The 22,576-nt window shown below is 64.3% G+C and carries 19 protein-coding genes; 8 read left to right on the forward strand and 11 right to left on the reverse strand.

The window, feature by feature from the left end; genetic code table 11:
* Window positions 1–233 precede the first annotated feature (233 nt).
* Window positions 234–2,957 (reverse strand): DNA mismatch repair protein MutS, encoded by a 2,724-nt coding sequence (mutS, locus tag NKJ11_RS00005; RefSeq protein ID WP_023811642.1) that lies wholly within the window; start codon window positions 2,955–2,957, stop codon window positions 234–236.
* A gap of 213 nt (window positions 2,958–3,170) precedes the next feature.
* Here mutS and NKJ11_RS00010 point away from each other — a divergent pair, with 213 nt between their 5' ends.
* Window positions 3,171–5,450, forward strand: a complete 2,280-nt coding sequence (locus NKJ11_RS00010) for an NADP-dependent malic enzyme (RefSeq protein WP_023811643.1) — start codon at window positions 3,171–3,173, stop codon at window positions 5,448–5,450.
* A gap of 33 nt (window positions 5,451–5,483) precedes the next feature.
* Here the strand turns inward: NKJ11_RS00010 and NKJ11_RS00015 are convergent, their stop codons facing one another.
* A complete protein-coding gene (locus NKJ11_RS00015) occupies window positions 5,484–6,185 on the reverse strand; it encodes an antitoxin Xre/MbcA/ParS-like domain-containing protein (RefSeq protein WP_352610819.1) in 702 nt (233 codons plus the stop codon).
* Window positions 6,186–6,523: 338 nt separating this feature from the next.
* On the reverse strand, window positions 6,524–7,516 hold the full coding sequence (locus NKJ11_RS00020) for an adenosine kinase (RefSeq protein WP_023811645.1): 993 nt from the start codon (window positions 7,514–7,516) through the stop codon (window positions 6,524–6,526).
* A 229-nt stretch (window positions 7,517–7,745) separates the two neighbouring features.
* Here NKJ11_RS00020 and NKJ11_RS00025 point away from each other — a divergent pair, with 229 nt between their 5' ends.
* Complete coding sequence (locus NKJ11_RS00025; RefSeq protein WP_352792458.1) at window positions 7,746–8,678, forward strand: DMT family transporter; 933 nt, start codon at window positions 7,746–7,748, stop codon at window positions 8,676–8,678.
* Between the two features lie 170 nt (window positions 8,679–8,848).
* The gene (locus NKJ11_RS00030) at window positions 8,849–9,559 is read left to right on the forward strand and encodes a sulfate transporter family protein (RefSeq protein ID WP_352792459.1); all 711 of its coding nucleotides are present in this window, start codon (window positions 8,849–8,851) and stop codon (window positions 9,557–9,559) included.
* Between the two features lie 9 nt (window positions 9,560–9,568).
* On the opposite strand, the gene NKJ11_RS00035 is transcribed toward NKJ11_RS00030, so the two are convergent.
* From NKJ11_RS00035 to NKJ11_RS00060, 6 genes are all read right to left on the reverse strand, one after another.
* Window positions 9,569–10,567 (reverse strand): proline racemase family protein, encoded by a 999-nt coding sequence (locus NKJ11_RS00035; protein ID WP_352439727.1) that lies wholly within the window; start codon window positions 10,565–10,567, stop codon window positions 9,569–9,571.
* Window positions 10,568–10,581: 14 nt separating this feature from the next.
* Window positions 10,582–11,385, reverse strand: coding sequence for an isocitrate lyase/PEP mutase family protein (locus NKJ11_RS00040; protein WP_352439726.1), 804 nt, complete (start codon window positions 11,383–11,385; stop codon window positions 10,582–10,584).
* Window positions 11,386–11,462: 77 nt separating this feature from the next.
* Complete coding sequence (locus NKJ11_RS00045) at window positions 11,463–12,317, reverse strand: hypothetical protein (RefSeq protein WP_352439725.1); 855 nt, start codon at window positions 12,315–12,317, stop codon at window positions 11,463–11,465.
* Between the two features lie 72 nt (window positions 12,318–12,389).
* Window positions 12,390–13,052, reverse strand: coding sequence for an HAD family hydrolase (locus tag NKJ11_RS00050; protein ID WP_352610816.1), 663 nt, complete (start codon window positions 13,050–13,052; stop codon window positions 12,390–12,392).
* Complete coding sequence (gene dut / locus NKJ11_RS00055; protein ID WP_128304825.1) at window positions 13,052–13,537, reverse strand: dUTP diphosphatase; 486 nt, start codon at window positions 13,535–13,537, stop codon at window positions 13,052–13,054. Before dut ends, NKJ11_RS00050 begins: the two co-directional genes overlap by 1 nt.
* Before the next feature lie 86 nt (window positions 13,538–13,623).
* Window positions 13,624–14,094: an Lrp/AsnC family transcriptional regulator gene (locus tag NKJ11_RS00060; protein ID WP_023811653.1), complete on the reverse strand. Its 471-nt coding sequence runs from the start codon at window positions 14,092–14,094 to the stop codon at window positions 13,624–13,626.
* Between the two features lie 114 nt (window positions 14,095–14,208).
* On the opposite strand from NKJ11_RS00060, the gene NKJ11_RS00065 reads away from it, so the two are divergent.
* The 3 genes from NKJ11_RS00065 to NKJ11_RS00075 all read left to right on the forward strand — a co-directional run bounded on the left by NKJ11_RS00065 (window position 14,209) and on the right by NKJ11_RS00075 (window position 16,974).
* Window positions 14,209–14,457, forward strand: coding sequence for a DUF6356 family protein (locus NKJ11_RS00065; protein ID WP_352610825.1), 249 nt, complete (start codon window positions 14,209–14,211; stop codon window positions 14,455–14,457).
* Window positions 14,458–14,472: 15 nt separating this feature from the next.
* Window positions 14,473–15,273 (forward strand): class II glutamine amidotransferase, encoded by an 801-nt coding sequence (locus NKJ11_RS00070; RefSeq protein WP_352792460.1) that lies wholly within the window; start codon window positions 14,473–14,475, stop codon window positions 15,271–15,273.
* 327 nt (window positions 15,274–15,600) lie between these two features.
* Complete coding sequence (locus NKJ11_RS00075) at window positions 15,601–16,974, forward strand: amidase (protein WP_352610815.1); 1,374 nt, start codon at window positions 15,601–15,603, stop codon at window positions 16,972–16,974.
* Here NKJ11_RS00075 and NKJ11_RS00080 read toward each other — a convergent pair.
* Window positions 16,968–18,041 (reverse strand): NAD(P)/FAD-dependent oxidoreductase, encoded by a 1,074-nt coding sequence (locus NKJ11_RS00080; RefSeq protein ID WP_352610814.1) that lies wholly within the window; start codon window positions 18,039–18,041, stop codon window positions 16,968–16,970. The genes NKJ11_RS00075 and NKJ11_RS00080 overlap by 7 nt on opposite strands.
* A gap of 236 nt (window positions 18,042–18,277) precedes the next feature.
* Here NKJ11_RS00080 and NKJ11_RS00085 point away from each other — a divergent pair, with 236 nt between their 5' ends.
* The gene (locus NKJ11_RS00085; RefSeq protein WP_352439722.1) at window positions 18,278–19,870 is read left to right on the forward strand and encodes a peptide chain release factor 3; all 1,593 of its coding nucleotides are present in this window, start codon (window positions 18,278–18,280) and stop codon (window positions 19,868–19,870) included.
* A gap of 75 nt (window positions 19,871–19,945) precedes the next feature.
* Here the strand turns inward: NKJ11_RS00085 and NKJ11_RS00090 are convergent, their stop codons facing one another.
* Complete coding sequence (locus tag NKJ11_RS00090) at window positions 19,946–20,416, reverse strand: VOC family protein (RefSeq protein ID WP_027039696.1); 471 nt, start codon at window positions 20,414–20,416, stop codon at window positions 19,946–19,948.
* Window positions 20,417–20,667: 251 nt separating this feature from the next.
* On the opposite strand from NKJ11_RS00090, the gene ilvD reads away from it, so the two are divergent.
* Window positions 20,668–22,512, forward strand: coding sequence for a dihydroxy-acid dehydratase (gene ilvD, locus NKJ11_RS00095; RefSeq protein WP_023811662.1), 1,845 nt, complete (start codon window positions 20,668–20,670; stop codon window positions 22,510–22,512).
* Window positions 22,513–22,576 lie beyond the last annotated feature (64 nt).

Here is a 22,576-nt window from a genome sequence, read left to right on the forward strand (position 1 = left end):
ATAGAAACAGTCGACCTCAACCTCTGCAGACGATAAGTGACAAAACTGTTCGCGATGTCCTCGCACACCTGTTCGCGATGTCTCCGGTCCAAACAGGGGGGAGATAGGCAGCTTCCGCGCTCCGCTCTCCTTGCATGGTGATTGGCGAAAGCCAAGGTGACGTCCGATCTCCCCCTTGCGGGGGAGATGCCCGGTAGGGCAGAGGGGGGTGCTGTCCCGCCGACCTTTACTGGCTACGCCAGTCCCTTAAGCCGGTAAAGCGCCTCCAGCGCTTCCCTTGGCGTCATCTCGTCGGGATTGATGTCGCCGAGCGCGGCACCCAACGCGTCGCCCTTGGCCGGCTTCGCCGCTTCCCGCTTCACCGCCACCGAAAACAGCGGCAGGTCGTCGACCAGCCGGTTGGTCTTGCCGGAAACCTCGCCTTCCTCCAACTGGTGCAGGACTTCCTTGGCCCGGTCGACCACCGCTTCCGGCAGCCCGGCCAGCCGCGCCACCTGCACACCGTAGGAGCGGTCGGCGGCGCCCTTGCCGACCTCGTGCAGGAAGACGACGTCGTTTTCCCATTCCTTGACCCGCATGGTGACGTTGTGGAGCCGCGCCAGCTTGCCGGCCAGCGAGGTCATTTCGTGAAAGTGAGTAGCGAAGATCGCCCGGCAGCGGTTCTTCTCATGCAGATATTCGACCGCCGCCCAGGCGATCGACAGGCCGTCGAAGGTGGCGGTGCCGCGGCCGATCTCGTCGAGGATCACCAGGGCGCGCTCGCCGGCCTGGTTGAGGATTGCCGCCGTCTCGACCATCTCGACCATGAAGGTCGAGCGGCCGCGCGCCAGATCGTCCGAGGCGCCGACACGCGAGAACAGCCGGTCGACGACGCCGATATGGGCCGAGGTCGCTGGCACGAACGAGCCGGTCTGCGCCAGGATGGCGATCAGCGCGTTTTGCCGCAGGAACGTCGACTTGCCGCCCATGTTGGGGCCGGTCAGAAGCCAGATCGCGCCATTCTTGGCGCTGCCCTCCGGCGACAGGTCGCAATCATTGGCGACGAACGGGCCTTCGCCCGAACGGCGCAAGGCCTGCTCGACCACCGGATGCCGGCCCCCCAAAATGTCGAAAGCAAGGCTCGAATCCACCACCGGCCGGCACCAGGCTTCGCTTTCCGAGAGAAGCGCAAGTGCCGCCGAGACATCGAGCACGGCCAGCGCATCCGCACCGGCGCGGATCTTCTCCGCTTCGCCGACCGCTTCCGCCGTCAGCGCGTCGAAGGCGGCAAGCTCGATGCTGAGCGCCCGGTCGGCGGCGTTGGCGATCTTGGTCTCGAGTTCGGCAAGCTCGGTCGTCGTGAAGCGCATGGCGTTGGCCATGGTCTGGCGGTGGATGAAGCGAGCCTTGGCGCCGTCGCTGCCGGTCATGATCGCGTGGTGATTGGCGGTCACCTCGATGTAGTAGCCAAGCACATTGTTGTGGCGGATCTTCAGCGAGCGGATGCCGGTCTCGTCGATCAGCGAGCGCTCCAGCCCGGCGATCACTTTGCGCGACTCATCGCGCAGCGCCCGCATCTCGTCGAGATCGGGGTGATAGCCGCCGCGAACGAAGCCGCCGTCACGCTTGAGCAGCGGCAGTTCGTCGCCAAGCGCCTGTGTCAGGTGCTGGGCCAGCGCCTGGGGCAGCGCGTGGATGGCAGCGAGTGCCGCCGTCAATTCCCTGGGCAGGGCGGTCGCGGCAAAGATCTCGGCGATCGCGCCGGCAGCCTCGAAACCGGCGCGCAGCGCGCCAAGGTCGCGCGGGCCGCCCCGGTTGAGCGCCAGCCTGGACAGCGCGCGCGGCATGTCGGCGACGCTCTTCAGGCTCGACCGTACCGCCTGGCACAGCCGCGTTTCGGCACGGAAGAACGAAACCGAGTCCAGCCTGCCGCCGATCGCCACCGGGTCGGTCAGTGGCGCCATCAGCCGGTCGGCGAGCAGCCTTGCGCCGCCGCCCGTCACCGTGCGGTCGATCGCCTTGAACAGCGAGCCTTCGCGGCTACCCGACAGAGTGCGTAAGAGTTCCAGATTGCCGCGCGTGGCCGGATCGATGAACAGGGTCGATCCTTGCTCTTCGCGCTCGGGCCGCGATAGCGGCGGGCGCTCCGCCTTCTGCGTCTTCTCGACATAGGCGATGGCGCCGGAGATCGCCGACAGTTCGGCGCGCGAAAAGGCGCCAAAACTATCCGGTGTCGCCACATCGAAGAAGCGGGCGATGCGTCCCGTGGCCGAGGCCGAATCAAACAGCGACGGCGGCTGCGGGCTGGCGACGCGGCCAAGCACGTCGAACACCGGTTTCAACTCCGGATCGTGGAACACCGGCTCGGCGACGATCAGCTCGCGCGGATCGACGCGGAAAATGTCGGCCAAAAGCCGGTCGGCGGTGGTGTCGGTGACGCGGAAGGCGCCCGTCGAGATATCGATCCAGGCCAGCGCAAAGGAGTGGTCCGCTCCGCCTTTCACCCGCCCCAGCGCCATCAGGAAACTCGATTCCGACGGCGCCAGCAATTTGTCCTCGGTGATGGTGCCCGGTGTCACCAGCCGCACCACGTCGCGGCGCACCACCGATTTGCCGCCGCGTTTCTTGGCCTCGGCCGGATCCTCGATCTGTTCGCAGACGGCAACGCGGAAACCCTGGCCGATCAGCTTTTGCAGATAATCGTCGGCGGCATGCACCGGCACGCCGCACATCGGAATGTCGAGCCCTTGATACTTGCCGCGTTTGGTCAGCACGATGCCCAACGCCCGGCTCGCCTTCTCGGCATCGTCGAAGAACAGCTCGTAGAAATCGCCCATGCGATAGAACAGCAGCGAATCGGGGTTCGCCGCCTTGATCTCGATGAATTGCTCGATCATCGGCGTGGCGCCGGCGTGGGCGGTCGGCACCGGCGTCATCGCCTCGGGGGCGTCTGGCTCGTTCGGGCTGTGCATGTTCATGCGCGGCACGCTAGCAGATGTGATGATGCGGTTTAATGCCAGAGCTTCGAAAAACAGGGGACGACGGGACGGCAGCTTGTCCGCAATTGCCGATGCGGACGGCGATTCCAGCGCGCTGGCGGTTTACACGCGGCGGCGCGTGGTCTTAATTCGGTCCGACACAAAGCACCCGCTTCAACGAGGTGCTGCACCGGTGAGGAAATCAAGAACATCATGGCCAGGAAAACCGAGAACAACGGTCCGTCCGTCAGTGCGCAGGAAGCGCTCGAATTCCACGCCATGGGTCGCCCCGGCAAGCTGGAGGTCGTTGCCACCAAGCCGATGGCGACGCAACGCGACCTCAGCCTCGCCTATTCGCCTGGCGTCGCGGTTCCTGTTCTGGCCATCGCCGAAGACCCCTCGCGCGCCTTCGACTACACGACGCGCGGCAATATGGTCGCCGTCATCTCCAACGGCACCGCCATTCTCGGCCTTGGCAATCTCGGCGCGCTGGCCTCCAAGCCGGTGATGGAGGGCAAGGCGGTGCTGTTCAAGCGCTTCGCCGATGTCGATTCCATCGACCTCGAGGTCGATACCGAGGACGCCGACGAGTTCATCAACTGTGTGCGTTTCCTCGGGCCCTCTTTCGGCGGCATCAATCTCGAGGACATCAAGGCGCCGGAATGCTTCATCATCGAGCAGCGCCTGCGCGAATTGATGGACATCCCGGTCTTCCATGACGACCAGCACGGCACTGCGATCATCTCGGCCGCCGGCCTGATCAACGCGCTGGAAATCACCGGCCGCGACATGAAGACCACAAAAATGGTCTGCAACGGCGCCGGTGCAGCCGGCATCGCCTGTATCGAGCTGATGAAGGCGATGGGTTTTGCCCCCGAAAACATCACTTTGTGCGACACCAAGGGTGTGGTGTTCCAGGGCCGCACCGAAGGCATGAACCAGTGGAAGTCGGCGCATGCGGTCAAGACCGAGGCGCGCAGCCTCGCCGAGGCGCTCGACGGCGCCGACGTCTTCCTCGGCCTCTCCGCCAAGGGCGCGCTGACCACCGCCATGGTGCAGTCGATGGCCAAGAACCCGATCATCTTCGCCATGGCCAATCCCGATCCGGAAATCACGCCGGAGGAGGTCGCCGAAATCCGCACCGACGCCATCATGGCCACAGGGCGTTCTGATTACCCCAACCAGGTCAACAACGTGCTCGGCTTCCCCTACATCTTCCGCGGCGCGCTGGATGTCAGGGCAACCACCATCAATGACGACATGAAGATCGCCGCCGCGCAGGCGCTGGCGGCATTGGCACGCCAGGATGTGCCCGACGACGTCGCCGCCGCCTATCAGGGCAACCGGCCGAAATTCGGCCCCAACTACATCATCCCGGTGCCGTTCGACCCGCGCCTGATCTCGGCCATCCCGATTGCGGTGGCCAAGGCGGCGATGGATTCCGGCGTCGCCCGCAAGCCGATCCTCGATCTCGATCGTTACGCGCAGGAACTGTCGGCCCGCCGCGACCCGATCGCATCGACCCTGCAGCGCATCTACGACCGCGTGCGCCGCCAGCCCAAGCGCATCGTCTTCGCCGAGGGCGAGGAGGAGCAGGTCATGCGCGCCGCCGTCTCCTATGTGAACCAGCGGCTCGGCACCGCCATCCTGCTCGGACGCGACGACGTCATCAAGGAAAACGCCAAGCACGCCGGCATCGACCTCAACAAGCAAGGCATCGAGATCATCAACGCCCGCCTGTCGCGCCGCAACGGCATCTACACCGACTATCTCTACGAGCGCATGCAGCGCAAAGGCTTCCTGTTCCGCGACTGCCAGCGGCTGATCAACAACGACCGCAACCATTTTGCCGCCTGCATGGTGGCGCTGGGCGACGCCGACGGCATCGTCACGGGTGTGACCCGCAACTATTCCACCGCACTCGACGACATCCGCCGCGTCATCGACGCCAAGCCCGGCCACCGCGTCATCGGCGTCTCGATCGTGCTGGCGCGGGGCAAGACCGTGCTCGTCGCCGACACCGCCGTGCACGACATGCCGAACGCCGAGCAGATCGCCGACATCGCCGAGGAGGCCGCGGGCTTTGCCCGCCGCATGGGCTATGAGCCGAGGCTCGCCATGCTCGCCTATTCGACCTTCGGCCATCCGCAGGGCGAGCGCTCCGAGCGCGTCCAGGAAGCGGTGCGCATCCTCGACAAGCGCCGCGTCGATTTCGAATATGACGGCGAAATGGCCGCCGACGTGGCGCTCAATGCGCGGGCCATGGCGCAATATCCGTTCATAAGGTTGACCGGCCCGGCCAATGTGCTGATCATGCCGGCGTTCCACTCGGCCTCGATCTCGACCAAGATGCTGCAGGAACTCGGCGGCTCCACGGTCATCGGCCCGCTGCTGGTCGGCTTGAACAAGCCAGTTCAGATCGTGTCGCTCAACGCCAAGGACTCGGACATCGTCAACATGGCGGCGATCGCGGCGTATACGGCGGGGACTTGAGCGGCGAGCCTTAGCGGTGAGTCTGCGAGGCGTTCAGCCCGGCGCGAATACGCGCGCGGCTTCGATCACCTCGTCGACCTGATCCTGCCGAAGCAGGTCGACGGGAATGCGGCCGTCGAGCTGCGCCGAGGGCCGCGTCAGCCACAGCCATGCGAGCCTTGGATTGGTGATCAGCGACAGCACGTCGCGAATGCCCGCAACCGGCCGTCCATCGACGAACTGCGCCAGCGGGAAGACATGTTTGCGGCCGCCCTTGCGCAAGGCGATGACCTCGCCCCGCCGTTGCCAGCGATGCAGGGTCGAGCGGGCGATACGCAAATTCTCTTCCAGATAGGTCGAGCCGGCGACGCGGCCCGCCCAGTCCTCGATCAGCATCGATTCGAGATCGTCGGACTTTGGCAGCGAAGGAGGCTCGACATCGGCCAACGGGGTCGTCGGCGGATTGATTACGCCGGCTATACCGGCTTCGCTGCGGCGCGCGGCTTCCGCCGCCAGCGCGCGCACGAATTTCGAGGCCAGGCCGGGCAGGTCGGCATGGATGGCGTCGATGGCGCGCTGGTGCTTCGGTGACAGCAAGGTGACGGCGGACGCTATGCTGCCGGCGATCTTGCCGACCGAGACCATGGTGGGCTTGTTGATGGCCTCGTCATAGTGCGCAAGCGCGCGCTCGACGTCCTCCGCGACCATCTCCGCGAAGTCGTCCTGTTTGAGGCCCTGGATCTGAAATCTGTTCATGCATCTGTCTTTTGGCCGCGCGCTCCCCTCAGCTGCGGCCGATTGTTGAATTTCTAGTGCGGAAAACGGAAATCGCGGCGGCAACGAATCCGGCCGCCCGACAGCATGCTGTCCAGCATTTCTTGACACCCCAACTGACTGAGGGCGCACCGAAATGTCAGTCGCGGGACGCCCAGATTGCGTGTAGGTGCGATGTATGACAGCCGCGCGACGGTGAGAAGCGGTCCGCGCAGCGGACGAAAAGCCAATTGCTTGGCTTTTCGAGCTTCGAACGCCCTGAGCCTGCGAAGGGCAGCGGCGCGACCGGCCGCCTACGGCACAGGCGCCGGGCTTTAGGGTTACAGTAACCCCGCCTGCTCGGCCTCGCGACGCAAATTCTGCCGCGGCCTGGGGCCGATCTGCTGGATCACCAGTCCGGCCGCCAGTGAGCCAAGGTCGCCGCAGGTCTGCAGGTCGCGGCCTTGCGTGTAACCATGCAGGAAGCCGGCGGCATAGAGATCGCCGGCGCCTGTCGTGTCGACCAGTTCCTTGATGGCGGTCGCCTTGATGACCACGGTCTCGTCGCCGCGCACGATCACCGAGCCTTTTTCCGAGCGGGTGACGGCGGCGATCCTGCAATCCTTGCGGATTTGCGCCAGCGCCTCGTCGAACGACGACGTCTGGTAGAGCGACTTGATCTCGTGGCTGTTGGCAAATACGATGTCGACCGTGCCCGAACGCATCAGGTCGAGGAATTCGTCGCGGTAGCGGTCGACGCAGAACGAATCCGACAGCGTCATCGACACTTCGCGACCTGCCGCGTGCGCCAGCCTCGCCGTCTGGCGGATTGCTTCCTTGGCGCGCGGCGGGTCCCACAGATAGCCTTCGAAATAGGTGACCTTGGCGCCGGAGGCCTTGTCGGCCTCGACGTCCTCCGGTCCAAGCTCGACGCAGGCGCCGAGATAGGTGTTCATCGAGCGCTCGCCGTCGGGGGTGACGAAGATCATCGAGCGCGCCGTCGGCGGCTCGCCCTTGAGCGGCCTGGTGTCGAAGGCGACGCCCTGCGCATGGATGTCGTGGGCATAGATTTCGCCCAGCGCATCGTTGGAGACCTTGCCGAAGAAGGCGGCGCGGCCGCCGAAACTGGCGACGCCGGCCGCCGTGTTGCCTGCGCTACCGCCGGAGGCTTCGATCGCCGGCCCCATGCGGCTGTAGAGCAGTTCGGCGCGCTTTGTGTCGATGAGGTTCATCGCGCCCTTGATGATGCCGTTGGTCTCGAGGAATTCCTCGTCGCACTGGGCGATGATGTCGACAATGGCATTGCCGATGCAAAGCACGTCATAATCCGGCATCAAAATCTCCGCCAAAAACCCGAGCCGGCTTCTTGCCACGCCGGCCCGGCGCGGGTCTAGCGATTTGAAACCGGTTTGCCTAGGGCGAGACACGCAACTTTGGCGGAACAGGCAAAAGGCGCCTCAGCCGCGAGGCGCTATGACAATTCGACCGTGGCCGAAGCATTTCTTCGCCGCACCGCCTACAAGCCTGGTTCAGCCGATCCCGTTTCGAAGGCGAGCCAGCCCCATGTCTACAAAGAAGATCTCGACAAAGAACGAGCCTGCAAAGAACGACATGACCACCGACCTGGCGCTGCTCGTCGTGCTGGCGGTGCTCTGGGGCGCCTCCTACACCTTCATCAAGATCGGCGTCGAAACCATCCCGCCGGTCACCTTCATTGCCGCCCGCACCCTGATTGCCGGTGGTATCCTGTTCGCCATCCTCCGCTGGCGCGGGCTCGCCATGCCGGGCGATGCGGCAAGCTGGCGCCGCTTCGCCTTCCAGGCCTGCCTCAACAGCGTCATCCCGTTCACCCTCATCGCGGCGGCGGAACGTTCGGTCGATGCCGGCCTCGCCACCATCCTGAATGCCACCTCGCCGATCTTCACCTTCCTCTTGACAGCGCTCATCACCCGCCACGAGCCGGTCACGGTGCGCAAGCTGATTGGCGTCGGCGCCGGCATTGCCGGCATCTGCCTCATCATCGGCACGCAGGCACTGGGTGGCCTCGGTCACGAGTTGTGGGCGCAGTTGGCCATCGTAGCGGCAACAATCTGCTATGCGGGTGCGGCCATTTTCGGCCGTGGTTTCAAGGGCCTCGACCCAATGCTGCCTGCCGCCGGTTCCATGCTGTGCGGCGCCGTCATACTCGTGCCCCTCAGCCTTGTGTTCGACCAGCCATGGACGCTGGCGCCCTCGACCGCGTCGATCCTGGCCTTGCTCGGCCTGTCGGTCTTTTCCACCGCGCTGGCCTTCGTCATCTATTTCCGCCTCATCCACACGCTGGGTTCGGTCGGCACCACCTCGCAGGCCTATCTGCGCGTACCGATCGGCGTCGGCATCGGCGCTCTCTTCCTCGGCGAAAGCCTTGGTTCGACGGCATGGCTGGGCATGGGTTTCGTCGTGGCCGGGGTCGCTGCCATGACCATCCCGATTCGAAAGCCGGCGTTTGCGCGGTAGAGCAATTCCAGGAAAAGTGTGAAGCGGTTTTCCCGGGAAAAGCGCATAGCGCTTTCCCTTGGGAATTGCGTCAAAGCAAAGAACCAGCCCGCTTGTGCTCATGGCCTGCGCTGCCTATCTCGGAAGCATCCGCCTTTTAGGCGGCGTCCGCTAACCGGGGGTGTGACAAGGTGATTTTCGACGCTGCCCGCACTGCGGCCCTCGAGCTGCTCTCGCCTCCCTTTCGGGCCGTGTTCCTCAAGACATTGGGTCTGACGCTGCTGGCGCTTGTCGCCTTGTGGTTCGGCCTGACCAGCCTCGTCGAGTGGCTCGCCCTGCCGTGGCTGCAGACGCTGTTGCCCGGCATACCGTCCTGGGCCGGCTGGCTGGGTGGCATCATCGCCGCGATAGCGCTTGCCTTCGGCATGGCCCTGCTCATCGCGCCGGTGACGGCTGTTGTCGCCGGCCTGTTCCTCGACGATATCGCCGAAGTGGTCGAGCGCACCGACTATCCCGGCGATCCGACCGGCCGCGCCATGCCGGCGCTGCGCTCGCTGGTGCTGTCGGCGCGATTCCTCGGCGTCGTCATTCTTGGCAACATCGTCGCCCTGCTGCTTCTCTTGGTGCCGGGCGTCAACATCGCCGCCTTCTTCATCGTCAATGGCTATCTGCTCGGGCGCGAGTTTTTCGAATTCGCCGCCATGCGCTTTCGCGACGAAGAAGAGGCCAGAGCCTTGCGCAGACACTATGCCGGCACGGTGTTTCTCGCCGGCCTGCTCATCGCTGCCTTCCTCGCCGTGCCGCTGCTCAATCTGGTGACGCCGCTCTTCGCCGCCGCCATGATGGTGCATCTGCACAAGGCGATTTCGGTGCGGGAAGTGGCTCGCTCCTCACGCGGCTGAGCATTTTCGTCAGCGCAACAGGAAACCGCGTCCCAGTTCGTCGTCGGCCTCGACAATGAACTCGGCCCGCCCGGAATAGTAGGCGCGGCCGCCGACGCGGGCGATGATCGCCTCGTGCGGGCCAGCCTTCGCCGTCCGCACCACGGACCCGGAAAAACGCGAGCCGGCGATGCTCTCGAACATGCGTGTCTGCCCGATCGCGATCTCGCCCTTGGCATGCATGGCCGCCAACCGCGCGGTCACGCCGGAGCCGGTCGGCGAGCGGTCGACCTCGGCCTCGGCGAAGACGCAGATGTTCTTAGTCACCTCGCTGGAAAACGCGTCGCGGCCATCGGTCAGGATGGTGCCGTAGAGGAAGGCAAGGTCGGCATGGTCGGGATGCGACAGCGGCAATTCGGCCTTGAGCCTGTCCGTCAGCGCGGTTGCCGCATCGACGAAATCGCGCACCCGGCTTCTGCCGAATTCAAGCCCGAATTGGTGACAATCGGCCAGCGCGTAGAAGGCGCCGCCATAGGCGACGTCGAAGCCGATCGTGCCATGACCCGCCAGCTCTATCGTCTGCCCGCCGGCGAACAGGAAGGCCGGCACGCTTTCGAACGACACCGCACCGGCCTTGCCGTCCCTGACCTCGACCGAGGCGACGACCAGCCCGCACGGCGCCTCGATATTGACTGTCGTGATTGGTTCCTGTTTCGCCACCAATCCCTCATCTACGGCGTAGCGGCCGAGCGCGACGATGGCGTGGCCGCACATCGTCGAGTAACCCTCATTGTGCATGAACAGCACGGCGAGGTCGGCGCCGGGCAGGTCCGGCTCGACCAGCAAGGCGCCATACATGTCGTAATGGCCGCGCGGCTCGAACATCAGGATTTTCCTGAGATGATCGAGATGGTCGCGCACATAGGCGCGCTTTTCTAGGATCGTGCCCTTGGGAATACCGGGATAGCCGCCGGTGACGATCCTGAGCGGCTCGCCGCCTGTATGCATGTCGACGACGGTCAGCGTCATGCGATGGGCCCCGTTCAAGCTGAAGACTTGCCGAAGAGGGCCTGCAATTTGCCGAACGGCATGGCGGCGCGGGTGAAGCCGAAGGTGCCGTCCTGCTGGATCTCGCGTGCCGCCGTTTCCAGCATGCCATAGGCGAAATTGGTCAGCCACGGCCCGAGCGAGATGCGCTTGACGCCGGCCATGGCGAGGTCGGCGATGGTGAAGCCAGGCTTTGCCATGACATTGACCGGCTTGCTGACCGCCGAGCAGAGCGTGCGGATCATCTCGACGTCGCCGATGCCTGGCGCATAGAGCACGTCGGCGCCGGCCTTCTCGAACGCCTGCAGCCGCTTGATGGTATCGTCGAGGTCGGACTTGCCCCACAGGAAATTCTCGGCCCGCGCCGTGAAGACGAAATCGCGCTTCAGCGCCCGCGCCGCCTCCACCGCCGCCGCAACGCGCTCGACAGCGTGCGCGAAATCATAGATTGGCTTGTCGGGGTCGCCGGTGTGGTCTTCGATCGAGCAGCCGGCAAGACCGGCCGCTTCGGCCGCGAAGATGGTTTCGGCGGCCTGCTCGGCGCTGTCGCCCTTGCCTTTCTCGAGGTCGGCCGAGACCGGCAGGCTGGTCGCCCCCGACACCTCGCGGCAATGGTGGATCATCTGGTCGAAGGTCACCGCGCCGTCCGGCAAGCCGCGCGAAAAGGCAAAGCCGGCGCTGGTTGTCGCCAGCGCCGTGAAGCCGAACGAGCCGAGCAGCTTCGTCGTGCCGATATCCCAGGGATTGGGCATGACGAAGGTCGAGGCATGCAGGTCGCGGAAGATCTTGCCCTTGTCCATGGTAGTACCCCCATATGCGGTGTGGCTAAGTGGATTTTATCCTGCCCCATTTGGCCGGGCAAACGAATGCGGTTGGTTCAGAAGCGTTTGGCGTTCTCTCCTGCCAATTTGTCCAGCGTGTCGGAATCCTTGATGTAGCGCGATGTCTTCTTGTCCCAGTGATAGATGACGGAAATCGCGTGGGACTCTGGTCGGGGCGGAGTGTCGTCGCAGCTTTCGCCGTTGAGCACCGTGGCATCGGTCACCGTCACTTTGATGGCAGCATAGGACTTCCCCTCCGCGATGGCCTGAAAAGCTACATCCTGCTTGCGGCTGTAGGCGCACAGGTTTTCGTCGAACGTATAGATCATGTCGATCAGTTCGAATTTGTCGTCGCGGACCATGATCAGCGGCGTGATCACATAGTTCTGGCTCGAGTTGAAATGCGCGCTCATGGTGATCAGGACGTCATCGTTGGCGCTGACCGAAAGCTTGCCCGGTTCGCGGAAGTAGGTGCCGCGGTCGAGCGCGACATTGACGGCGTCGAGCAATTTTGGCTTGGCCGTGACGTCGTAGAGCGCCAGCACCGCATAGCCTTCGGCGCTGTCGGGAGAGTCACCGAGGTCGAACAGCATGGCCAGCCGGTCCTTGCCGCCGGCCTTGATCGCAAGCACCGCGGCATTGGAAAAGCCCGAAGTTTCGGGCGGCGAACCGCCGCCGTCCGGTCGCTCGATATGTCGCATCTCGATCGGTAACCCGCCCCTGTAGAAGCCGTCCTGGTCCGCGGCGAGATCTGGAATGACCATCCTCGCGAGGTCGAGATAGGTGGCATCCGTGCGGCCGGGCAAAGCACTGCCGAGTTCCGGGAAGCCGACGGCTTGCGCGCCGGCCGCAGTCCACAAAAACGGCAGCAGCGTCAAGGTAAGGAAGAAGCGGAACAGGGCGGGTTTCATGCGTGGCCTCGAATTGGCGGGGCCAAGCTAGCACGGACGATCGAGGCGTACAGCCGCAGGCTGAAGATCAGCTTAGTGGATCGGCACCAGCCCGGCCAGCTCGCGCATGTCGTCGAACAGGATGCCGCCGGCCTGGATCAGGCCGGCGCGGTCGGAATAGGGATCGGCATGATAGGAAAACACCCGCATGCCGGCGGCGATCCCGGCCTGCGTGCCGGCGACGCTGTCCTCGATGACGATGCAGTCGGCGGGCGCGAAGCCCATGGTCTTGGCCGCATGCAGGAACAGGTCCGGGAACGGCTTGCCACGGCTGACCATGGTCGAGGAAAACATCGCGTGTTCGAACAGCGGCAACAGCCCGGTCTGGCCGAGCGTGATGTGCATCTTCGACACTCGGGCCGAGGTGGCGACGCAATACGCGATACCGGCTGAACGCACGGCTTCGACGAACTCGCGGACGTAGGGGATCGCTTCGACGCCGTGGGCAAACAGATCCGGCAGGCCGGCGTTCCAGCGATCGACGAAATCGACGCCGAGCCTGCCGCTGGTCTCTGCTTCGATCTCTTTCTGCACCGACGCCATGCTGCGGCCGGAGAAATTCTTGCGGCAATATTCGAAGCTTGTCGGATAGCCGGCAGCGGTCAGCCATTCGGCGAGGCGCCGATTGGCGAGGTTCTCGGTGTCGACCAGGATCCCGTCGCAGTCGAAGATGACAAGTTTAGGCAGTTCAGGCATCAGGCGGTGCCGGTCGACCCGAACCCGCCCGCGCCGCGCGCCGTGCCGCCAGCTAGGTTGCGCTCTTCCACGGCGGCTTGCGTCACCGCGGCAAAAACGATCTGGGCGATGCGCATGCCGCGCGTCACCGCGAAGTCCTCGTCGCCGAGATTGATCAGCAGCACCTTCACCTCGCCGCGATAATCGCTGTCGATGGTGCCGGGCGTGTTGAGGACGGTCAGGCCGTGCTTGAAAGCAAGTCCGGAGCGCGGCCGCACCTGGCCCTCCATGCCTTCCGGAATTTCCAGGATCAGCCCGGTCGGCACCAAAGTACGCTTGCCAGGCAGGATCAGCAGCGGCCGGTCGTCGGGCACCGCGGCGCGCAGATCCATGCCGGCAGCACCGGTGCTTTCATAAGCAGGAAGGGGAAGTCCTTCAGCATGCGGCAACCTGACGAAGCCGACGGTCGGACCGATGACGGAGGGAGTTTGAAGGGCTGCGCGCATAAAATCGATCCTATCGGCGCGAACGGCGATTCGGTCAACTCGACTGTAATTCTATCAACGGCTTTCTTTTGGGCGGCACTGTGACCTCAGCGCAGTTCCATCGGAACGACGGTGGTCTCCTTGATCTCCTCCATCACGAAGGACGCGGACACATCCGACAGCGCCACCTTGGCGATCAGCCGCTGGTAGAGCCGGTCATAGGCCTTCACGTCGGCGACGCGGGCGCGCAAGACATAGTCGAGGTCGCCCGACATGCGGTAGACGCCGGTGATCTCGGGAAAGCCGGTCACTGCCGCGCGGAATTTCTGCAGCCACTCCGGGTCGTGGTTGGACGTGCGGATCAGGATGAAGACGGAAAGGCCAAGTCCGAGCTTTTCGGCATCGACCAGCGCCACGCGGCCGGTGATGACGCCATCCTCCTCCAGCCGCTTCACCCGGCGCCAGCAGGCATTGCGCGACAGCGCCACCCGTTCCGACAGCTGGTCGACCGACAGCGTGCCGTCGCGTTGCAATTCGGCAAGCAATTTCCGGTCGATTTCGTCGATTTCCAACGCCATGTGGGATGTTTGTCCCATCAACGGGTCAAATACAAGGATATTTTGAGACCGATGAACCGGCGAAGCGTGTCAGGATACTCATATCAGGAACTTCAAGCGCTGAAGGGGACCAGCATGTCGGTCGCATGGATTTTCACCTCTCATCCGGCCAAGGTCGGCGAAACCTATTTCACTCATATGGCCTTTGCCGGCTGGTTCTCGTCGCGGCTGCTGATGGCGGCTGGCGCCGCGCTCGTTCACGCTTTCTTGCCATTTCTGTTTGAGACTACCGCCAGCCGAATCGTTCGTGAGCTTTACGAGCGGACGCACAACAGAGGCACACACGCGATCAAGGAGCCTGCGGCTCTTATGGATCGCGCCTAGAGGGCGACAGAAGCGATGTGCCGGTGGACGGCCTATCTCGGTGAAGCAGTCTTTCTCGAAGACATGCTCACCGCGCCCTGTCACTCGCTGATCGCCCAGAGCCATTGCGCCCAGGAAGCGAAATCGCCGACCAATGGTGACGGTTTTGGCCTTGCCTGGTATGGCGACCGCCCGGAGCCGGGTCTCTACCGAGACATCCTGCCGGCATGGTCGGATCCCAATCTGAAGAGCCTGTGCCGGCAGATCAAATCCGGCCTGTTCCTCGCCCATGTGCGGGCGTCCACCGGCGGCGCCACCAGCCGCATGAATTGCCATCCGTTCATCTCCAGCTCTTGGTCGTTCATGCACAACGGCCAGATCGGCGGCTTCGAAAAAATCCGCCGCGCGCTGGAGAATTCGCTGTCCGACGCTGTCTTCGACCAGCGCGAAGGCACCACCGATTCCGAATTGTTTTTCCTGCTGATGATCGACGAGGGATTGACCGGCGATCCGCAAGGCGCCGTCTCCCGCGCCACCAGCCGCGTGCTCGAAGCCTCGCGCCGCGCCGGCCTCGAACCGGCGCTGAAACTCACCGCCGCCTTCTCCGACGGGCAGGCGCTGCATGCGGTGCGCTACGCCACCGACGCTCACGCACCGACGCTCTACACGTCTGTCCTGCGCAAGGGCGGCGGCCGCTGCATCGTTTCCGAGCCGTTCGACCGCGAGGGCGGCGACTGGCAGGCGATCCCGCCGTCGAGTTTTGTGACGATCACTGGCGATGGCATGGTCATTCGCCCTTTCGCACCCGCATCGGCCAGGCTGGCACTGGCCGTCTAGTTGCAAAAGTGCGGCAACGCCGCGGGACAGCCCCCCCTCTGTCCTGCCGGACATCTCCCCCACACGGGGGAGATTGGCACCTGCGACTGCCGCGCTATTCCTTGCAACGTCCGAGATTGGCGAAAGCTGTCGTGACATCCAATCTCCCCACCTGTGGGGGAGATGTCCGGCAGGACAGAGGGGGGCGCCGTAGAGTGCAGACTTGGACAGTCCAGTCTGCACAATTTCGATCAAACGCAGCCAATCCTCGAATGCTCAACTCCATTTGAAGCAGCGCCGCTGTCCGCCATCCGATCAGGCGAACGCGGCCAAGCCGGAGCATTGTCAATGGACCTCGTCTTTTCCTCAACCATCGAGCTGGCCACCGCCATCGCCGCGCGGAAGATCTCCGCCGTCGAGGCACTCGACGCGCACCTGGCGCAGATCGATGCGCACAACGATGCGGTCAACGCCGTCATCTCGCTCGACAGGGAAGGGGCTCGCGAGTGCGCCAAGAAGGCCGACGCGGCCCAGGCGCGCGGCGAGGCCCTCGGCCCGTTGCACGGCGTACCGTTCACGCTGAAGGACACGCACGAAACAGCAGGCATGAAGACCACGGTCGGCTTTCCGCCCTTTGCCGACTATGTCGCCAAACAGGACAGTCCGGTCGTCGCCCGCTTGCGTGCGGCTGGCGGCGTGCTGATGGCCAAGACCAATGTCGCGACCATGCTTTCGGACTGGCAGTCGAACAATCCGCTGTTTGGTCGCACCAGCAATCCCTGGAATCTCCAGCGCACGGCGGGCGGTTCCAGCGGCGGCGCGGCGGCTGCACTTTGCTCGGGGATGACGCCGTTCGATGTCGGCACCGACATGCAGGACTCAATCCGGCTGCCGGCCAGTTTCTGCGGTGTCTATGGCCTGAAGCCGACGGAGCACCGCGTCTCGCTGGCCGGCGTCTTTCCCGATCCCGGCGGTACTGCGCGCAGCGTGCGGCTGATGTCCTGCCTTGGGCCGCTGGCGCGCAGTGTGGAAGATTTGGCGCTGATCTATCAAATCATTGCCGGTCCTAATGGAAGCGACACCGATCTTGCGCCGGTGCCGGTCGAGGATATGCCAAGCCTCGACCTCAAGACATTGCGCATTGCCTTCGCGCCGTTCTTTCCCGGGTTTCCAGTGGCGGGCGACGTCAGCGCCGCGGTCGAAAGTCTCGCAAGGCAGTTACAATCCGCAGGAGCGGTCGTCGAAGAAGCAAAACTGCCGAAACTCGACCTGCATGACGATCTGGAGCAGGGCGGCGCGCTGATCGGCATGATGCTGGAGGCCGCTCAGCCTGAGCCGCCGGAGGAACCGACACCGGTCTCGCGCTGGTTCGAGGCACTCGCCCGCCGCGACAAATCCATTCTCGCCTGGGACCGGTTTTTCGAGGCCTACGACGCGTTGATCTGCCCGGTCGCCATGACCACCGCCTTCCCGCATTGCGAGCCGGGCACGCCGATCAAGGTCGACGGCAAGGAGCAGAGCTACTGGATGCTGCCGGCCTATGGCGCCGTGTTCAACTACAGCGGCCATCCAGCGCTTTCCATGCCGTGCGGACAGGACAGCACCGGCCTGCCGATCGGCCTGCAACTGGTCGGCAAACGCTGGTCGGAGTCACGGCTGCTCGGCATCGCCAAGGCAATCGAACCACTCACCGGCGGCTTTCGCCGTCCGCCCGCCTATTGAGCGAAGCGCGACAATCCATAAGGCGCAAGCAGCGGGTCGCGCTCGCCGTCGAGGATTTCCCTTGTGGCGAACAGGCCGACGGCCGGCGCCAGCGTGATGCCGGAATGCATGACCGCGACATAGACACCGTCCATGCCCACCGCGCGGCCGATGATCGGAAAGCCGTCGATCGGCGTCGGCCGGTAGCCGACCGTGTGGAAATCGAGTTCCAACCCGTCGCTGTCGCGCAGCATGGCTTTCATGGCCGCAAACAGCGCGTGGGCGGTGGCTTCGGCATTCATACCCGGATCGGCGCCGCCAAAATCCGAGCCGGCGATGATGCGGCCTTCCGCCGTCTGGCGCATGTGCAGCCGCTCGGCCAGAACCAGACCGTTGAGCAGCTTTTTGTAAGGCCGTGAGTGGACGATCAGGCCGGGCGGCGTTTCGATCGGCAGGTTGATCCCGGCGGTCGCGGCGATCTCCGGCGAGCCGACGCCGGCCGCGACCACCACCTCGTCTGATGCAATCAATCCGTGCGAAGTGTCGACACCGGTGATCCTGCCGCCGGTCTGGACCAGGGCCGTCACCGTGCTGGAGATGGTCTTCGCGCCATGTCGCTTCGCGCCTGCCAATAGGGCATGGGCGGCGGCCACGGGCTCTGCGACACCTTCCTCAGCCACATGCAGGGCAAAGTCGGGAAGCTCGGCGAGATTGGGCTCGATGCGCGCGGCACCGGCGCGGTCGACGCGTTCGATGCCGTAGCCCCAGGCGGAATGCTCCGTGGCGTAGATTTCCATGTCGGTGGCCGACAGATCCCAGCACAGGCCACCGCACCAGCTGAGCGGCAGGCCGGGTAGGTCCTGCGCCAGCCGCGACCATTCGGCCATCGCGCGGGTGCGCAGCCGGAAATAGGGCTCCGGATTGCCCCAGCTGGCATTGATCCAGGCAAACGAGTTTGGGGTGGCGATTCCACCGACGGGGCTGTCGGAAATGACCGTGACCTGTGCTCCCGCCTTGCTCAGATGCCAGGCGATGGAGGCGCCGATGATGCCGGCGCCGATGACGATCACTTGTTTCGCCGCAGTCATGCTTGCTCCTCTGCCTCGCCGTCCGGAGGGATGTTCGTCCAGTGCCATCCCGGCAGCCGCTTGCCAACATCGCGCAGCGCAAAATATGCGGCAATGCACTGGCCGGAGCCACAGCACGGCTGAGCTGTATGCTCTGACGGTGAGGCGGCGATCAGCAGCTTCCGAGCCGTCGGACCGGTCGACAGCCCGGCACTGCGCTGCTAGAAGCCCGGCCTGTCACACGGAAATCCCAGAGAATGCCCGAAGCAATAGAAGAAGAAGTGGCGCGCCGCCGCACCTTCGCGATCATCGCGCACCCGGACGCCGGCAAGACCACGCTCACCGAAAAGCTGCTGCTGTTCGGCGGCGCCATCCAGCTTGCCGGCGAGGTCAAGGCCAAGAAGGACAAGATTCAGACGCGGTCCGACTGGATGAAGATCGAGCGTGAGCGCGGCATCTCGGTCGTCACCTCGGTGATGACCTTCGAGTATGAAGACAATGTCTTCAACCTGCTCGACACGCCCGGCCACGAGGATTTCGCCGACGACACCTACCGCACGCTGTCGGCGGTCGACTCGGCGGTCATGGTCATCGATGCCGCCAAGGGCATCGAGCCGCGCACACTGAAGCTGTTCGAAGTCTGCCGGCTGCGCGACATTCCGATCATCACCTTCATCAACAAGATGGACCGCGAAAGCCGCGATCCGTTCGAGATTTTGGACGAGATCGAGCAGAAGCTGGCGCTGGATACTGCCCCCGTCACCTGGCCGATCGGCCGCGGCAAGAATTTTGCCGGCACCTATCATCTGGCGCTGAATGCCGTGCGCAGGGGCGACGCGGAGAAAGAACGCACGCCGGTCAATGGTCCCGATTCCAACCGCGTCGCCGGCCTGCTGCCGGAAAACGAGCGCGAGGCCTTCATCGAGGAACTGGAGCTCGCGCGGGAAGCGTGCAGACCCCTTGATATCGAGGCCTTCCGCGAGGGTCATCTGACGCCGGTCTATTTCGGCTCGGCGCTGCGCAACTACGGCGTCCGCGACCTGATCGAGGCGCTTGGCGCTTTTGGACCGCCGCCGCGCGCGCAGGAGGCCGATACCCGCAAGGTCGAGGCGACCGAGGAGAAGATGACGTCCTTCGTCTTCAAGATCCAGGCCAACATGGATCCCAATCACCGCGACCGCATCGCCTTCGTCCGCGTCTGTTCGGGCAAGCTCGAGCGCGGCATGAAGGCCAAGCTGGTGCGCACGGGAAAACCGATGTCGCTGTCGGCGCCGCAGTTCTTCTTTGCCCGCACCCGCGTCACCGCCGACGAGGCGTTCGCCGGCGATGTCGTCGGCATTCCCAACCACGGCACGCTGCGTATTGGCGATACGCTGACCGAGGGCGAGGAAATCCTGTTCCGCGGCGTGCCGAATTTCGCACCGGAAATCCTGCGCCGCGTTCGCCTCGGCGACGCGATGAAGGCGAAAAAACTCAAGGAAGCGCTGCACCAGATGGCAGAGGAGGGCGTCGTGCAGCTGTTTTCGCCCGAGGATGGCTCGCCGGCCATCGTCGGGGTCGTCGGCGCGCTGCAGCTCGACGTGCTGAAGGAACGGCTGAACTTCGAATACACGCTGCCGGTCGAATTCGAAATGTCGCGCTTCTCGGTGTGTCGCTGGATCTCGGCCGACGACAAGGCCGAGACGCTTCGCTTCATCGAGGCGCATCGCGGCGACATCGCCCGCGACCTCGACAATGATCCGGTGTTCCTCGCCCAGCACGCTTTCTCGCTGAACTACGAAGCGGAACGCTGGAAGGCGATCAGGTTTGCCACGATCAAGGACTATCAGGTCCGCGACAGAGCGGCGTAGGCGCCAGTTTTTCCTTCTCTCCGTTCACGGGGAGAAGGTGCTCGAAGGGCAGATGAGGGGCGGCGCGACCCTTGACTATCCTCTAGCGGCTTCCTCGATCTTGGCGATGTCGATCTTGCTCATCTGCATCATCGCCGACATCACGCGGCCGGCCTTGGCCCGGTCCGGATCCAGCAGCAGGCGCGGCAGCTGCTCCGGCACAACCTGCCAGGAGACGCCGAATTTATCCTTCAGCCAGCTGCATTGCGACGGTTGGCCGCCACCTTCGATGAGCTTGTCCCAGAAGTAATCCACCTCTTCCTGCGTCTTGCAGTCGATCGACTGCGACATCGCCTCGGTGTGCTTGAATTGCGGTCCACCATTGAGCGCCTGGAACTGCACCCCGTCGAGTTCGAACGTGGTCACCAGCACCTTGCCTTCATCGGCGTGGCCTTCGGGCCAGCGCATTACGCTCAGCACCTTCGAATTCTTGAAGATGGAGACGTAGAAATTCATGGCCTCTTCGGCCTGGCCGTCGAACCACAGGCAGGTGGTGATCTTTTGCATGTCGTGCTCCTCGGGTGGTTTTGGTTGCGTTACGGCGAAACGGCTGACTCCGAACGCGGTGCCATTTCCATGCCGTCTGCCCAAGGACGGGCATGCAGTGCGCCATCCGACAGTGCCACGCATTTTTTTTGAGAGAATCTGGCGCATTGCAAAATTGTGGCCAGACCGGGCTTGCGCGTCTATAACGCCTGCGGTCCGAATTCAGCTCCGCCGCGCCATGCCTGGCTGTGGCCAGCCACCAAGGAAAAAACATGCCTGCCTATCGCTCCCGCACCACCACCCATGGCCGCAACATGGCCGGCGCTCGCGGCCTCTGGCGCGCCACCGGCATGAAGGACAGCGATTTTGGCAAGCCGATCATCGCGGTGGTCAACTCCTTCACCCAGTTCGTGCCGGGCCATGTCCATCTCAAGGATCTCGGCCAGTTGGTCGCGCGCGAGATCGAGAAGGCCGGCGGCGTCGCCAAGGAATTCAACACCATCGCCGTCGACGACGGCATCGCCATGGGCCATGACGGCATGCTCTATTCGCTACCGTCGCGCGAGCTGATCGCCGATTCCGTCGAATACATGGTCAACGCTCACTGTGCCGACGCCATGGTCTGCATCTCCAATTGCGACAAGATCACGCCCGGCATGCTGATGGCATCGTTGCGCCTCAACATCCCTACCGTCTTCGTTTCCGGCGGTCCGATGGAAGCTGGCAAGGTGGTGCTCGCCGGCAAGACGCAGGCTCTCGACCTGGTCGATGCCATGGTGGCGGCGGCCGACGACAGAATTTCCGACGAGGACGTCAAGGTCATCGAGCGCTCGGCCTGCCCGACCTGCGGCTCCTGCTCGGGCATGTTCACCGCCAATTCGATGAATTGCCTGACCGAGGCGCTGGGCCTTTCATTGCCCGGCAACGGCTCGACGCTGGCCACGCATGCCGACCGCAAGCGGCTGTTCGTCGAGGCCGGCCACCTGATCGTCGATCTCGCCCAGCGCTATTACGAGCAGGACGACGAAACCGCGCTGCCACGCAACATCGCCTCCAAAGGTGCGTTCGAGAACGCCATGACGCTCGACATCGCCATGGGTGGCTCGACCAACACCGTGCTGCACATTCTCGCCGCCGCGCATGAGGGCGAAATCGATTTCGATCAGGACGACATCGACGCGCTGTCGCGCAAGGTGCCGGTGCTGTGCAAGGTTGCTCCGGCCAAGTCCGACGTGCACATGGAAGACGTCCACCGCGCCGGCGGCATCATGGCCATCCTCGGCCAGCTCGACAATGCCGGCCTGCTCAACCGCGACCTGCCGACGGTGCACACGCGAACGCTGGGCGAAGCGCTCGACCATTGGGATATTTCCCGCACGACCAGCCAGAGTGTGCGCGATTTCTTCCTCGCCGCCCCTGGTGGCGTGCCGACACAGGTCGCTTTCAGCCAGGACCGCCGCTGGGACGAACTCGATCTCGACCGCGAGAAAGGCGTCATCCGCTCGACCGAACATCCCTTTTCCAAGGATGGCGGCCTCGCTGTGCTGAAAGGCAATCTGGCTCTCGACGGCTGCATCGTGAAGACGGCCGGCGTCGATGAATCGATCCTGAAGTTCACCGGCCCGGCCCGCGTGTTCGAGAGCCAGGATTCGAGCGTGAAGGCGATCCTGTCCAACGAGATCAAGGCCGGCGACGTCGTCGTCATCCGCTATGAGGGACCGCGCGGCGGCCCAGGCATGCAGGAAATGCTCTACCCGACCAGCTATCTGAAGTCGAAAGGGCTCGGCAAGGCCTGCGCTCTGGTCACCGACGGCCGCTTCTCCGGCGGCACGTCGGGCCTGTCGATCGGCCACGCATCGCCGGAAGCCGCCGAAGGCGGGCTAATCGGGCTGGTGCAGGAGGGCGATACGATCGAGATCGACATCCCGAACCGCAGCATCCGCCTTGCTGTCGATGACGCGGAGCTCGCTGCGCGCCGGGCGGCGATGGAGGCCAGGGGCGCCCTGGCCTGGAAGCCCGAGGAAAAGCGCAAGCGCAAGGTGACGACCGCCTTGCGCGCCTATGCCGCGATGGCGACCAGCGCGGCCAAGGGCGCGGTGAGGTTTGTGCCGGAATAAGGTTCGCGCCCAGGCCCCTCATCCGGCCGCTACGCGGCCACCTTCTCCCCGCTGGGGTGAAGAG

The organism is Mesorhizobium sp. M0243, assembly GCF_040321775.1.
In the GTDB taxonomy this organism is placed as follows: domain Bacteria; phylum Pseudomonadota; class Alphaproteobacteria; order Rhizobiales; family Rhizobiaceae; genus Mesorhizobium.